The sequence below is a fragment of the Nocardia puris genome, from assembly GCF_003315035.1.
Lineage (GTDB): Bacteria > Actinomycetota > Actinomycetes > Mycobacteriales > Mycobacteriaceae > Nocardia > Nocardia puris.
Map to the genome: position 1 here is coordinate 17,156 of NZ_QNRE01000024.1, position 13,388 is coordinate 30,543.

General features: G+C 71.4%; 17 protein-coding genes. 11 read left to right on the forward strand and 6 right to left on the reverse strand.

Annotated features, from left to right (window positions below):
* Nucleotides 1–13: 13 nt before the first annotated feature.
* The 3 genes from DFR74_RS33010 to DFR74_RS33020 form a co-directional block, all read right to left on the reverse strand.
* Complete coding sequence (locus DFR74_RS33010) at nucleotides 14–709, reverse strand: class I SAM-dependent methyltransferase (protein ID WP_067512665.1); 696 nt, start codon at nucleotides 707–709, stop codon at nucleotides 14–16.
* A 202-nt stretch (nucleotides 710–911) separates the two neighbouring features.
* Complete coding sequence (locus DFR74_RS33015; RefSeq protein WP_067512620.1) at nucleotides 912–2,957, reverse strand: ATP-dependent DNA helicase; 2,046 nt, start codon at nucleotides 2,955–2,957, stop codon at nucleotides 912–914.
* A gap of 39 nt (nucleotides 2,958–2,996) precedes the next feature.
* A complete protein-coding gene (locus DFR74_RS33020) occupies nucleotides 2,997–3,566 on the reverse strand; it encodes an isochorismatase family protein (RefSeq protein ID WP_067512622.1) in 570 nt (189 codons plus the stop codon).
* 101 nt (nucleotides 3,567–3,667) lie between these two features.
* Here DFR74_RS33020 and DFR74_RS33025 point away from each other — a divergent pair, with 101 nt between their 5' ends.
* Nucleotides 3,668–3,877, forward strand: a complete 210-nt coding sequence (locus tag DFR74_RS33025; RefSeq protein ID WP_113975391.1) for a hypothetical protein — start codon at nucleotides 3,668–3,670, stop codon at nucleotides 3,875–3,877.
* Between the two features lies 1 nt (nucleotide 3,878).
* On the opposite strand, the gene DFR74_RS33030 is transcribed toward DFR74_RS33025, so the two are convergent.
* On the reverse strand, nucleotides 3,879–5,192 hold the full coding sequence (locus tag DFR74_RS33030) for a nicotinate phosphoribosyltransferase (protein WP_067512669.1): 1,314 nt from the start codon (nucleotides 5,190–5,192) through the stop codon (nucleotides 3,879–3,881).
* Between the two features lie 83 nt (nucleotides 5,193–5,275).
* On the opposite strand from DFR74_RS33030, the gene clpS reads away from it, so the two are divergent.
* The 10 genes from clpS to rdgB all read left to right on the forward strand — a co-directional run bounded on the left by clpS (nucleotide 5,276) and on the right by rdgB (nucleotide 12,543).
* The gene (clpS, locus tag DFR74_RS33035) at nucleotides 5,276–5,596 is read left to right on the forward strand and encodes an ATP-dependent Clp protease adapter ClpS (protein WP_067512627.1); all 321 of its coding nucleotides are present in this window, start codon (nucleotides 5,276–5,278) and stop codon (nucleotides 5,594–5,596) included.
* A 45-nt stretch (nucleotides 5,597–5,641) separates the two neighbouring features.
* Complete coding sequence (aosR, locus tag DFR74_RS33040; RefSeq protein WP_067512670.1) at nucleotides 5,642–6,211, forward strand: oxidative stress transcriptional regulator AosR; 570 nt, start codon at nucleotides 5,642–5,644, stop codon at nucleotides 6,209–6,211.
* A 156-nt stretch (nucleotides 6,212–6,367) separates the two neighbouring features.
* On the forward strand, nucleotides 6,368–7,426 hold the full coding sequence (locus DFR74_RS33045; protein ID WP_067512629.1) for a P1 family peptidase: 1,059 nt from the start codon (nucleotides 6,368–6,370) through the stop codon (nucleotides 7,424–7,426).
* Between the two features lie 248 nt (nucleotides 7,427–7,674).
* Nucleotides 7,675–8,097, forward strand: a complete 423-nt coding sequence (locus DFR74_RS33050; RefSeq protein ID WP_067512630.1) for a M67 family metallopeptidase — start codon at nucleotides 7,675–7,677, stop codon at nucleotides 8,095–8,097.
* Between the two features lie 33 nt (nucleotides 8,098–8,130).
* A complete protein-coding gene (locus tag DFR74_RS33055; RefSeq protein ID WP_067512632.1) occupies nucleotides 8,131–8,418 on the forward strand; it encodes a MoaD/ThiS family protein in 288 nt (95 codons plus the stop codon).
* 4 nt (nucleotides 8,419–8,422) lie between these two features.
* Nucleotides 8,423–9,385 (forward strand): PLP-dependent cysteine synthase family protein, encoded by a 963-nt coding sequence (locus tag DFR74_RS33060; protein ID WP_067512634.1) that lies wholly within the window; start codon nucleotides 8,423–8,425, stop codon nucleotides 9,383–9,385.
* A gap of 79 nt (nucleotides 9,386–9,464) precedes the next feature.
* Nucleotides 9,465–10,172 (forward strand): rhomboid family intramembrane serine protease, encoded by a 708-nt coding sequence (locus DFR74_RS33065; protein WP_084538035.1) that lies wholly within the window; start codon nucleotides 9,465–9,467, stop codon nucleotides 10,170–10,172.
* Nucleotides 10,173–10,377: 205 nt separating this feature from the next.
* Nucleotides 10,378–11,142, forward strand: coding sequence for a cyclic nucleotide-degrading phosphodiesterase (locus tag DFR74_RS33070; protein WP_084538039.1), 765 nt, complete (start codon nucleotides 10,378–10,380; stop codon nucleotides 11,140–11,142).
* 22 nt (nucleotides 11,143–11,164) lie between these two features.
* Nucleotides 11,165–11,938 carry a ribonuclease PH gene (gene rph, locus DFR74_RS33075; protein ID WP_067512636.1) on the forward strand — a complete coding sequence of 258 codons (774 nt, stop codon included), beginning with the start codon at nucleotides 11,165–11,167 and terminating at the stop codon, nucleotides 11,936–11,938.
* The gene (gene rdgB, locus DFR74_RS33080; protein ID WP_067512638.1) at nucleotides 11,938–12,543 is read left to right on the forward strand and encodes an RdgB/HAM1 family non-canonical purine NTP pyrophosphatase; all 606 of its coding nucleotides are present in this window, start codon (nucleotides 11,938–11,940) and stop codon (nucleotides 12,541–12,543) included. The genes rph and rdgB overlap by 1 nt, the downstream gene beginning before the upstream one ends.
* On the opposite strand, the gene DFR74_RS33085 is transcribed toward rdgB, so the two are convergent.
* Nucleotides 12,544–12,894: a DUF3817 domain-containing protein gene (locus tag DFR74_RS33085; RefSeq protein WP_067512675.1), complete on the reverse strand. Its 351-nt coding sequence runs from the start codon at nucleotides 12,892–12,894 to the stop codon at nucleotides 12,544–12,546.
* 26 nt (nucleotides 12,895–12,920) lie between these two features.
* Nucleotides 12,921–13,358, reverse strand: a complete 438-nt coding sequence (locus DFR74_RS33090; RefSeq protein ID WP_067512640.1) for a transcriptional regulator — start codon at nucleotides 13,356–13,358, stop codon at nucleotides 12,921–12,923.
* Nucleotides 13,359–13,388: the final 30 nt, after the last annotated feature.

Consider the following 13,388-nt stretch of genomic DNA (forward strand, 5'->3'; position numbering starts at 1 on the left):
CCGTTTCGGTAGGTCAGCCGGTGGGTGGTCGCAGGACCAGCATGGTGGTGGCGCCGCGTTGGAATTCGAAGGGGGTGGGGCGGGTTTGAGTGGGAATTCCCCTGCGGTGCAGCTCTTTTCGCAGGTGGTCGACCAGGGCGTGCTGGGGTTTGCCGGTGTGGTCGACCAGGGGGTAGAGGCGGGTTTCGCCGTGGGTGACTCGGGCGAGTTCGAGGAGGGCCGCCAGGTGGAAGGCGGCGTCGAGGCGGTCGGCGTAGGTAAAGAGCAGGTGGGAGCTGAGGGTGAGGTCGAAAGTCCGGTCGGCGAACGGTAATTCGGGGAGTTCGGCCGCGAGGTAGCGGTCGGGGTGGGCCGTGAGGTCGGCGGCGAAGCGGGTGGCGGCGGTGTGGCGCAGGTTGGTGTGCGCCTCGGGGGAGCCGTAGTAGTCCCAGGTGTAGCGATCGGCGTGCGCGGTGATCCAGGCGCCGCCGCGGTCGATTTCGGCGCGGGTGTGCGCGCTCAGCGCCGCGGGCGGGTGTGCGTAGACGGGATCGACGGCCGTGACGGTGGCGCCGAGTTCGGCGGCCTCGGCGGCGAAACTCGCGGCCCCGCCGGGACAGTCGAGAATTCGGCCGCGCAGATCTGCCTCGGTGAGCTGGAAGATGGCGCGATACTCCGACAGAGTCCGTGCGCTGATGAGGAATTCGCCGAGGGTGTCGGAGGGCTGCATCGCCTCACGGTCGCACGCGAGGGCGAGCGGCGGCAACGGATTTCCCTGCGATCGGTAGTGCCCCCGCGCCGCGTGCAGGGCTTGGCGCGGGGGCGGACCGATACCCCGGCGTGGGAATTGGGGTCCACCGGAGTACCGCCACCCAATTTACTTCCGCATGGAAACACAGGTAACCGCGTTGTGAGTGGTTTCACATCGCTGGTCAGGCCTCGGCCGTGAGCCGCCGTAGCGCCTTGACCACGACCTCCGGATCGGCGGTCTCCCAGTACGGCGGCAAGGTGGCGCGCAGGTAACCGCCGTAGCGCGCGGTGGCCAGGCGCGAATCGAGGATCGCGACCACGCCCCGGTCGTCCACGCTGCGCAACAGGCGGCCGGTGCCCTGCGCCAGCAGCAGCGCCGCGTGATTGGCGGCGACCGTGAGAAAGCCGTTGCCGCCCCGGGATTCGACCGCGCGCTGCCGCGCGGTGAGCAGGGGGTCGTCGGGGCGCGGGAACGGGATGCGGTCCAGGATCACCAGGCTCAGCGACGGGCCGGGCACGTCCACGCCCTGCCACAGCGAGAGCGTGCCGAACAGCGAGGTCTCCGGATCGTCGGCGAACTTGCGCACCAGCGCGCCCGTCGAATCCTCGCCCTGGCACAGGATCGGCGTGCGCACCCGGTCGCGCAGCAGGTCGGCGGCGGCGCGCGCGGCGCGCATGGACGAGAACAACCCGAGGGTGCGCCCGCCCGCGGCGTCGATGAGGCGCTCGATCTCGTCCACGTAGCTCGACGGCAACCCGTCGCGACCGGGCGGCGGCAGGTGTTCGGCGACGTAGAGGATGCCGGACTTGGCGTGGTCGAACGGCGAACCCACGTCCAGCGAGCTCCACCGCACCGTGCCCTCGTCCGAGGGTGCCTCGGCGCCGTTGGCGGTGGCCGGATCGACGCGGGCGCTCGACTGCGCGGGCAGGCCCCAGGTGACGGCGAGCCCGTCGAACGAGCCGCCGATCTGGAGGGTGGCGGAGGTGAGCACGACCGTCGCGGTGCCGAACAGCCGTGCGCGCAGCAGCCCGCCCACCGAGAGCGGCGCCATCCGCAGGGTCTTGCGCGGCACGCCGCCGCGCGCGTCCTCGGCGGCCAGCCACAGCACGTCGCGCCGCGCCGCCGGATCGGCCTGCTCGAAGGCGGTGAGCGCGCGCACGGCGGTGTCGTGGATCTCGTCGATCGCGGCCACCGCCATGGTGCGGGCGGCCGCGGTGTCGGGATCGCCCTGGTTGGTGCTGCTGCCGGGTGGGGCCAGTTCGGTGCGCGCGTTCCACGCGGCGTCGCGCACCAGAGCCAGCACCTCGGCGACGCCGGAGGGCATGACATCCCAGCGGGCCGGCGGGAGGCCGTCGAGGAGTTCGTGCCACGCCTCGGCGGCGCCTTCGAGGCGGTCCACCTCGCGCTCGTCGATGAGTTTGGCGCAGCGGCGAGCCGCGGCGCTGATCGCGGGGGCGGCGAGATCGGCGGTGGCCACGCCGGTGACGCGGTCGACCAGTTCGTGCGCCTCGTCGATCACCACCACGTCGTGCTCGGGCAGCACCTGGATGCCGCTGATGGCGTCGATGGCCAGCAGGGCGTGGTTGGTGACCACCACGTCGGCCTGCGCGGATTCGGTGCGCGCCTTCTCGGCGTAGCAGTCCTGGCCGAACGGGCAGCGGGACTTGCCGAGGCATTCCCGCGACGACACGCTCACCTGGCGCCACGCGCGGTCGCTCACGCCGGGGGCGAGTTCGTCGCGGTCGCCGGTCTCGGTGTCGGAGGCCCACTCGTTGAGCCGCTGCACCTCGCGTCCGAGCCGCGAGATGGCGAACGCGTCGAACAGTTCGGCTTCGGCGGGCTCGTCGGGGACGGCGCTGTTGATCTTGTTCAGGCACAGATAGTTGTTGCGCCCCTTGAGGATCGCGTACTTGGGCATCCGGCCCAGCGGCGTGGCCAGCGCTTCGGACAGGCGCGGCAGATCACGGTCGACCAGCTGGCGTTGCAGGGCGATGGTGGCGGTGGAGACCACCACGGTGCGCCCGGTGCGCACCGCGTGCCGCAGGCTGGGCACCAGGTAGGCCAGCGACTTGCCGGTGCCGGTGCCCGCCTGGACGGCCAGGTGCTCCTTGGTGTCGATGGCGTGGTCGACGGCCGCGGCCATCGTCACCTGCCCGGTGCGCTCCTTGCCGCCGAGTGCGCGCACGGCGGTGGCCAGCAGGTCGGAGACGGGCGGCAGTTCGGGCACGCGACGAGCCTACTGCCCGCCACCGACACCGCGCGCCCGCTAGTTCTCGGACACCTCGCCGGTCAGTTCGACGCCCGCGGCGCGCAGCTCGTCGAGTGCCTTCGTCACCGTCGCGGGCGCGACGCCCGCGGTGAGGTCGAGCAGCACCCGGGTGTCGAAACCGGCGGCCTTGGCGTCGAGGGCGGTGGCGCGCACGCAGTGGTCGGTGGCGATGCCGACCACGTCGACGGCGTCGATGCCGCGGTCGCGCAGCCAGTGGGTGAGCGCGGTGCCGTCGCCGGCGGCGCCCTCGAAACCCGAATAGGCGGCGGCATATTCGCCCTTGGAGAAGATCTCCTGGACCGGCGCGGTGTCGAGGTTCGGGTGGAAGTCGGCGCCCGGCGTGCCGACCCGGCAGTGCGGCGGCCAGCTGTCCACGAAGTCGGGCTCGTCGGAGAAGTGCGCGCCGGGGTCGATGTGGTGATCGCGGGTGGCGACGACGGCCGCGTAGTCGGCGCCGGCCGCGTACGCGCTGATGCGGCTCGCCACCGCCGCGCCGCCCGCGACGGCGAGCGAACCGCCCTCGCAGAAATCGTTCTGCACGTCGACGATGATCAACGCCCGGCTCATCTCGTGGCACCTTTCCCGCGGCTGTAAACGCAGCCTACCGCCGCGGCCATAACCAGGTGCGGCGCCGGATCGCCCGGCCCGCGAGCAGCGAGGAGACGGACATGACCCCGATGACGAGACGACTGTGGGGGATCTTCGCGGGAGCGCTCGCGGGATTCGTCGCGGCCACGATCGGCCTGCGCCTGGCCGGCGGCGACGCGTTCGCCGGCGCGGACCGGGTGTGGACCGCGGTGGGCGGCGCCGTGGCCGGCGTGGTGGCGGTGCTGGTCGTGCACCTGCTCACGGCGCGCCGGCGACGGGGGCCCGAATGACTCAGTTCAGGAAGGTCGTCGGGATCGCCGGTTCCCCGGCGGAGAGTTTGAGACCCTCCCACGGCAGGCTGACGAGTCCGCGCGCGACCAGCGCCCGGCCGTCGGCCAGCGTGGGCGCCTCGTCGGCCACCTTGCCCTCGCGCACCAGCGGCACCGCCAGCTCGCGCGCCTGGAATCCGTTCGTGGCCGGGGCCGCGCCCGCGGCTGGGTACACGATCTCCTCCACCACGGTGCCGGTATCGCGGGCCAGACGCACGGCGCGCTTGGCGCCGCCGCGCGACTCCTTGTGGCTGCTGCGCTTGGCCACCGGCCTGCCGTCCACCTCGACCAGCTTGTAGACCATGCCCGCCGTCGGCGCGCCCGAACCGGTCACCAGCGAGGTGCCCACGCCGTACACGTCGACCGGTTCGGCGCGCAGCGCGGCGATGGCGTACTCGTCCAGATCGCCCGAGACGACGATGCGGGTCTTCGTCGCGCCCAGCCCGTCGAGCTGGTCGCGCACCTGCCGGGCCAGCACGCCGAGATCGCCGGAATCGATGCGCACGCCGCCGAGTTCGGGGCCGGCCACCGCGATCGCCGTCGCGACGCCCTCGGTGATGTCGAAGGTGTCCACCAGCAGGGTGGTGCCGATGCCGAGCGTCTCGACCTGGCTGCGGAACGCGCCCGCCTCGTCGGAGCCGTGCGCGCCGCTGTGCAGCAGGGTGAACGCGTGCGCGCTGGTGCCCGCGCCCGGAACCCCGTAGCGGCGCACCGCTTCCAGATTCGAGGTGGCGTCGAAACCGGCCAGGTACGCCGCGCGCGCCGACGAGGGCGCGGCCAGCTCGTGGGTGCGCCGCGACCCCATCTCGATCATCCGCCGCCCGCCCGCGGCGCTCACCATGCGGGCCGCGGCGGAGGCGATCGCGCTGTCGTGGTTGAGGATCGACAGGATCAGCGTCTCCAGCACGACGCATTCGGCGAAGGTGCCGCGCACCGACAGGATCGGGGAGCCGGGGAAGTACAGCTCGCCCTCGGCGTATCCGTCGATGTCGCCGCCGAATCGATACTCGCGCAACCACGTCAGCGTGCGCTCGTCCAGGAAGCCGGCCACCGTGGCCAGTTCGCGCTCGCCGAACCGGAACTCGCCCAGGGCCTCGAGCAACCGCCCGGTACCGGCGACGACGCCGTAGCGGCGACCGTTGGGCAATCGGCGGGCGAACACCTCGAAGACGCAGGGCCGGTGCGCCGAACCGTCGGCCAGCGCGGCCGAGAGCATGGTCAGTTCGTACTGGTCGGTCAGCAGCGCCGTACTGGCCCGGCCGTCGCGGTCGTTCACACCGGTCACTGTAGCCAGAAACGCATCGGACCTGCTCGCGCGCGGGTGTTGTGTATCCGGAGTCGAGTCGTACCCTTGACGTTATGAGCTTGTGCGAAACGAACGCGATGCCGTCGGCGGCACAGGCCACTCCGGAGGCGGTCGAGCACACCGAGATCCTGGAGGCGGAGGACCGTCCGTGGGTGACCGTGGTGTGGGACGATCCGGTCAACCTCATGCACTATGTGACCTACATCTTCCAGAAGCTGTTCGGCTACAGCAAAGCCAAGGCGACCGAGTTGATGTTGCAGGTGCACAACGAGGGCAAGGCCGTCGTGTCGTCCGGCTCGCGCGACAAGATGGAGCACGATGTCCGCCGACTGCACGCCGCCGGATTGTGGGCGACCATGCAACGGGATGACTGATCGCGGCGACTACCCTGGCGCTCGTGCGTAATCGGAGTGGGCGTCTTGCGTAAGTGGAGCCGGAAGAACTCGCTGAGCGGTCCCAAGTTGCGGACCGAGATGGACGCGAGGGAAGCGAGCGTGCTCCGCTCGCTGGTGGGCGCCGTGTCCGGCTTGCTCACCGAGCGGGCCGAGTCGGCCCCGGAGGACGAACTCGCGGCACTCACCGGCTTGCGGACCGGGAACACCGAGGCGCCGGAGGACCCCAGATTGCGGCGGCTGCTGCCCGACTTCCACCGCGCCGAGCCCGGTTCCCCCGATGCCGAGCGAGCCGGCCTCAACAGCGCGCTGCGCGGTCTGCACGAGCCGGAGATCATCGACGCGAAACTGGCCGCCGGGTCGGTGGTGCTGAACACCGTGCCCGCCGACGGCGGCAAGGTCGTCCTCACGCCCGAGCAGGCCGACGCCTGGCTCACCGCGCTCACCGACGTGCGGCTGGCGCTCGGCGCGGTGCTGGGGATCGACGCCGAGACGCCCGACCACCTCGAACCCGACGATCCGCGCGGCCCGCATCTGGACGTGTACCACTGGCTCACCTGGATGCAGGACAGCCTGTTGCAGGCGCTCGCGCCCTGACGCGAGCGGGGCGGGTGCCCACCCCGCCGCAACGGTGGGCAGTGCGATCGCCGGGCACGCCAGCAGCGTCTTTCGGACACCGCCTTGATCGGCGTATCCCGATCCGGCCGCGCATCGGGCGCACAATGGGCGGCAGTCGATGCAGAGGAGACTCCCATGAAGGCGGTGCCCGGTCCGCGTGACGCGCTCACCGATGTGGCGGGCCTGCTCGTCGGACACCATCACGCGCTCGACGAGTACGCCACGCTCGGCTCGGGCGCGGCCACCGGCTGCACCGTGGTGCGCGCGCCCGGCGGCGTGACGGCGGCGGTCGACGTGCGCGGCGGCGGCCCCGGCACCCGCGAGACCGACCTGCTCGATCCCGGCAACGCCGTGCGCCAACTCAACGCGATCCTGCTCACCGGCGGCAGCGCGTACGGGCTCGCCGCGGCCGACGGCGTGATGCGCTGGCTGGAGGAGCACGGCGAGGGCATCCCGATGGACCCGGCCGACCCGAGTCGGGTGGTGCCGATCGTGCCGGGCGCGGTGATCTTCGATCTTCCGGTGGGGGACTGGCACATTCGGCCCACCGCCGATTTCGGCTTCCTCGCCGCCGAGGCTGCGGCCGAGGAGTTCGCGCGCGGCTCGGTCGGCGCCGGTGTGGGCGCGCGGGCGGGCTCGGTCAAGGGCGGTGTGGGGACCGCGAGCGTGGTGCTCGGGCCGGGGCCCGCCGAGGGGGTGACGGTCGCGGCGCTGGTGGTGGCGAATCCGGTGGGGTCGGTGTTCGACCCCCGTACCGGGTTGCCGTGGGCGATCGGCACCGATGGTCCGGAACGGGTCGGGTTGCGCACGCCCACCGCCGAGGAACTCGCGCGGGCGAACGCCCTTCCGGTGAAGGGGACCGTGCTCAATACGACGATCGGCGTGGTCGCGACCGACGCTCCGCTGGACCCGATGGGCTGCCGGCGTATGGCTATCACCGCTCACGACGGGCTCGGTCGGGCGATACGTCCGGCCCACTCGCCCCTCGACGGCGACACACTGTTCGCCCTCGCGACGGGTCGCGCGTCCATTCCGGACTTCCCGCTGCCCCCGGCGTTCCCCAAAGACCTGCTGGCGCTCGACACCATCTGCACGGCCGCCGCCCTGTGCGTCGAGCGGGCAGTGCTGGACGCCGTTCTCACCGCCACCCCCGTCGCGGACATCCCCAGCTACAGCTCCCTTTTCCCACGCTGACGATCGCCGCCGTCGAACCAATCGATCGCGGCGATCCGCGACCGTCGCCCGGCAGCCGGTGCCCACTCCGACCGCCGGTTCGCGTCGGCGTGCGCGCGACCGCCGCCCCGCCCCTCGATCTCCGCGCGAAAATCGGCGCCCGCGGGACCGGTGCGGAACCCGAGGGGAACAGCCGCATATTCTGATGCGTTGTGGACTGAGGCCGGTCGCGCGGACGACCAGGCGGGAACCGCGGAAAGGTTTGACTGGTGCTGGTGATCAAGGCCGACCTGGTGGACGCGATGGTGGCGCACGCCCGCGCCGACCACCCGGACGAGGCGTGCGGCGTCCTCGCGGGCCCGGAGGGTTCGGACCGGCCCGAGCGGTTCATCGCCATGATCAACGCCGAGCGCTCGCCCACCTTCTACCGTTTCGACTCCGGCGAACAGCTGAAGGTCTGGCGCGAGATGGACGCCGCCGACGAGGAACCCGTGGTGATCTACCACTCCCACACGGCCACCGAGGCGTACCCGAGCCGCACCGACATCTCGTTCGCGTCCGAGCCGAACGCCCACTACGTGCTGATCTCCACCCGCGATCCCGAGCGGCACGAGCTGCGCAGCTACCGCATCGTCGACGGCGAGGTCACCGAGGAACCGGTGCGCGTCGTCGACGCCTACGAGAACGCCTGAGCCACCCGGCCCACGACGAAAACAGGAGTATCCATGTCGGTCACCGTGTCCATCCCCACCATCATGCGCGGCCTAACCGGGGGCGAGAAGCGCGTGCAGGCCGACGGCGCCACGCTGTCGGCGCTCATCGCCGATCTCGACGCCAACCACCCCGGCCTGGCCGAGCGGCTGCTCAAGGACGGCAAGCTGAACCGCTTCGTCAACATCTACGTCGACGACGAGGACGTCCGGTTCTCCGGCGGGCTCGAGGCCGAGGTGCCCGAGGGCGCGAGCGTGACCATCCTGCCCGCCGTCGCGGGCGGCTCCGTCGACGCGCGCTGAGCCTGTGGCACGCTACGAATCGCTCATCGCCACCCTCGGCGACACCCCCCTGGTGGGGCTGCGCACGCTCTCGCCCAAGTGGGACGGCGACGACCACGTCCGCCTGTGGGCCAAGCTCGAAGACCGCAACCCCACCGGGTCGATCAAGGACCGGCCCGCGCTGCGGATGATCGAGCAGGCCGAGGCCGACGGGTTGCTCACCCCCGGCTGCACCATCCTCGAGCCCACCAGCGGCAACACCGGCATCTCGCTGGCCATGGCCGCCAAGCTCAAGGGCTACCGGCTGGTGTGCGTGATGCCGGAGAACACCTCGGTGGAGCGGCGTCAGCTGCTCACCATGTTCGGCGCCGAGATCATCGACTCGCCCGCCGCGGGCGGCTCCAACCAGGCCGTCGCGCGGGCCAAGGAGATCGCCGCCGAGCACCCCGACTGGGTGATGCTGTACCAGTACGGCAACCCTGCCAACGCCCTGGCCCACTACGAGACCACCGGTCCGGAACTGCTGGCCGACCTGCCCGAGATCACGCATTTCGTGGCGGGCCTCGGCACCACCGGCACGCTCATGGGCACCGGGCGCTACCTGCGCGAGAAGGTGCCCTCGATCGAGATCGTCGCCGCCGAACCCCGCTACGGCGAACTGGTGTACGGCCTGCGCAATATCGACGAGGGCTTCATCCCCGAGCTCTACGACGAGTCCGTGCTCACCACCCGGTTCTCGGTGGGCCCCTACGACGCGGTGCGCCGCACCCGCGAGCTGGTGCTCGAGGAGGGCATCTTCGCGGGCATCTCCACCGGCGCCATCCTGCACGCCGCGCTCGGCGTGGCGCGCAAGGCGCTGAAGGCGGGCACCCGCGCCGACATCGCGTTCGTGGTGGCCGACGGCGGCTGGAAGTACCTGTCCACCGGGGCCTACGACGGCACGCTGGAAGAGGCCGAGGAGAAGCTCGACGGCCAGCTCTGGGCCTGACCGGCCGCGGTTTCGGTACCCTCGGAAGGGACGTTCGCGCGCCGCGGCGGTCCCGGGCCCGCGCGGCTAGGAGGCAGCCATGACCAGCGGATTCGGACCATCGTTCGATCCCGATCGACTCGACTACATCTCGTCCGCGCGCGGGCCCTACCAACCCGGCGTCCCGGGCCAGACCCCCGCGCGCCGCCAGGACCCCACCGGCTTCGCCGCGACCAAGCAGATGTGGTTGCGCGCGGGCATGCTGATCAGCGCGTTCATCGCGCTGCTGTACGCGATCGAGGCGTGGGACGCCGTCGACAGCCGCGACCTCGACATGGCCGGGATCGAACCGCGCGAGGTCAACGGGCTCGACGGCATCCTGTGGGCGCCGCTGCTGCACGCGGGCTGGGACCACCTGATCAGCAACACCCTGCCGCTGTTCATTCTGGGCTTCCTGGTGCTGGCCACCGGCATCTGGCGCGGCTTGGCCGCCACGGGCGTGATCTGGGTCGTGGCCGGCGTCGGCACCTGGCTCGTCGGCGGCGACAACTCGGTGCACGTGGGCGCGTCCTCGCTGATCTTCGGCTGGCTCACCTATCTGCTGCTGCGCGGCATCTTCGCGCGCGACGTGGTGCAGATCGTGATCGGCCTGGTGGTGTTCGTCCTCTACGGCTCGATGCTGTGGGGCGTGCTGCCCAGCGACCCCCGAATCTCTTGGCAAGGCCATCTTTTCGGAGCCGTCGGCGGTGTGCTCGCGGCATGGTGGTTGGCCCGCCGCCCCCGCGAGAAGCGCCCGGCCGGAGCCTGAGCAGGGCTCGAAAACGTTTGGTGTAACCCTGATTTCGCCGGTGTCGCATGGCGGGAGCGGCCGGTGGGTACCCTCTGGGAATGGACGTCGACGCCCGTAGCTGGATTGTGCTTCGTTCCAGTGTGCGCCGGTGTTCGTGTACCTCCTGTGGCAGATATTGGGGGATCGTTTCGTGAGCGAGAATTCTTCGTGGCAGCATGTGGGCATGCGCCTTACCGTCCTCGGGTGCTCGGGCAGTGTGTCCGGCCCGGACTCCCCAGCGTCGGGATACCTCCTCACCGGCCCGGATATGCGACCCGTCGTCATCGATTTCGGGCCCGGCATCCTCGGTGCGCTGCAGCGGTACCTCGATCCCGGTGAGGTCGACATCTTCCTCACCCACCTGCACGCCGACCACTGCCTGGACCTGCCCGGTCTGCTGGTGTGGCGGCGCTACCACCCGACGCCACCGGTCGGGCGCGCCATCGTGCGCGGCCCCTCTGACGCGCCCCTGCGCATCGGCAACGCCTCGGCCGAGGTGGGCGGCGAGACCGACGACTGGTCCGACGTGATCGACCACCGCACCTGGGTGGAGGGCGAACAGGTCGAGTTCGGCCCCGGCCACACCATCACCGCGCGACGTATGTACCACCCGCCGGAGTCCTACGGCCTGCGCCTCACCACCGCCGCGGGGCGCACGTTCGTCTACACCGGCGACACTGCGATGTGCGACGCCGTCCAGGAACTGGCCGAGGGCGCCGACATCCTGATGTCGGAGGCGTCGTGGACCCACGACCCGGCCAACCGCCCGCCCGGTATCCACCTGTCCGGCACCGAGGCGGGGCGCATCGCCGCCCGGGCGGGCGTCAAAGAGCTGTTGCTCACCCACATTCCGCCGTGGACCTCGCGCGAGGACGTGATCGCCGAAGCCAAGGCCGAGTTCGCCGGGCCCGTGCACGCGGTGGCGCCGGGGGAGACCTTCGACCTGTAAACGCGTCCACTAGGCTTGCCCCGTGTCGAGACGAGCCGATGGTAGGGCGGACGACGAACTCCGCGAGGTCAGGATCACCCGTGGATTCACCACGCATCCGGCCGGTTCGGTGCTGGTGGAGTTCGGGCAGACCCGCGTCATGTGCACCGCGAGTGTGACCGAGGGCGTGCCGCCGTGGCGGCGCGATTCCGGGCTGGGCTGGCTCACCGCCGAATACGCGATGCTGCCCGCCGCCACCCACACCCGCTCCGGCAGGGAATCGGTGAAGGGCAAGGTCGGTGGGCGCACCCAGGAGATCAGCAGGCTGATCGGCCGCTCGCTGCGCGCGTGCATCGACCTGGCCGCGATCGGGGAGAACACCATCGCCATCGACTGCGACGTGCTGCAGGCCGACGGCGGCACCCGCACGGCCGCCATCACCGGCGCGTACGTGGCGCTGTCCGACGCGGTCACCTGGCTCGGCGCCGCGGGGCGGCTGGCCGATCCGCAGCCGATCTCGTGCGCCATCGCCGCCGTGAGCGTGGGCGTGGTGGACGGCCGGGTCCGCTTGGACCTGCCGTACGAGGAGGATTCGCGCGCCGAGGTCGATATGAACGTCGTCGCCACCGACACCGGAACCCTGGTCGAGGTGCAGGGCACCGGCGAGGGCGCCACCTTCCCGCGCTCCACCCTGGACAAGCTGCTGGATTCGGCGCTGGCCGGCTGCGAGCAGCTGTTCGCCATCCAGAAGGAAGCGCTGGCGCTGCCGTACCCCGGTGGCCTGCCCGAACCCGCCGAGACGTCGAAGAAGAAGTGATGAGCCGCGTCCTGGTCGCCAGCCGCAACGCCAAGAAGCTGAACGAGCTGCGCCGCATCCTGGCCGAGGCGGGCGTGGCGGGCGTGGAGATCGTCGGCCTCGACGACGTGCCCCCGTACGACGAGGCGCCCGAGACCGGCGCGACCTTCGAGGAGAACGCCCTGGCCAAGGCCCGCGACGGCGCGGCCGCCACCGGATTGCCCTGTGTCGCCGACGATTCCGGCCTCGAGGTGGACGCACTCAACGGCATGCCCGGCGTGCTGTCGGCCCGGTGGTCCGGCCGCCACGGCGACGACGCCGCCAATAACGCCCTGCTGCTCGGCCAGCTCGGCGACGTCCCCGACGAGCGGCGCGGCGCCCGCTTCGTCTCCGCCTGCGCGCTGGTGGTGCCCGGCGGCGCGGAAACCGTTGTGCGAGGGGAATGGCCGGGGTCGATCGCGCGGAAACCGGTGGGCGACGGCGGTTTCGGCTACGACCCGCTGTTCATTCCGGACGGCGGCGAGGTGTCGGCGGCGCAGCTGACGCCCGCGGAGAAGGACGCGGCGTCGCACCGCGGGCGGGCACTGCGGGAGTTGTTGCCCGCGATCGCGGCGCTGGCCGGATAGTCAGACTCCGAAGTCGTTCTTGACCTGCTTCGCGTTCTTGTGTTCGACGAAGAACGAGAGCAGGGGGATGGTGCCGGCCAGGAGGGTGCCGATGGTGCGGCCGACGGGCCAGCGCACCTTGACGGCGAGGTCGGCGGTGACGATCAGGTACAGGAAGTAGACCCAGCCGTGCACGACGGCGATCCAGCTGGGCGGGTTGGCGTCGAAGCCGTACTTGGCGATCATCTCGCCGGTGAGCAGCAGCAGCCACAGGCCGGTGAACCAGGCCAGCGCGCGGTAGCGCAGCAGCGCGGAGCGGATCTTCGCGGTCTTCTCGGAGCCGGCCGCCGGCGGGGCGGCGGTCTTCTCCATGGTGACGCTGGACTCGTTCTCGGCGCTCACCCGGCGCTCCTCTCCGTGCTGCGGGCGGCCCGCGCGGTGCGGCCGTCCCCGTCGTCGCTGTCCTGCGCGTGCAGGTCGGCCAGGTACTTGTTGTATTCGGCCAGCACCGGGTCGTCGTCGCGCGCCGCCGTGGGCCGCTCGGGCAGGAAGCCCGCCGGAATCACGCGGGCGGCCGCCGGACGGGCCGGGCGCTCGGCCTCGGCGGGCTCCTCGGCCTCGCTTTCCAGCCGGACGAACCGGAAGTAGGCGAACACCACGAAGCCCGCGAACAGCGGCCACTGGAGCGCGTACCCGAGGTTCTGCCCGGTGCCGCTGGACGACTCGAACCGCTCCCACTGCCACCAGCCCAGCGCCAGGCAGACGAGGGCGACCACCAGCGCCAGGGCGATCAGGGCCGGGCGATTGTGTGCCGAGCGGCGGGGTGTTGCGGACACGCCTCTACGGTACCTGTCTACTACACGCTG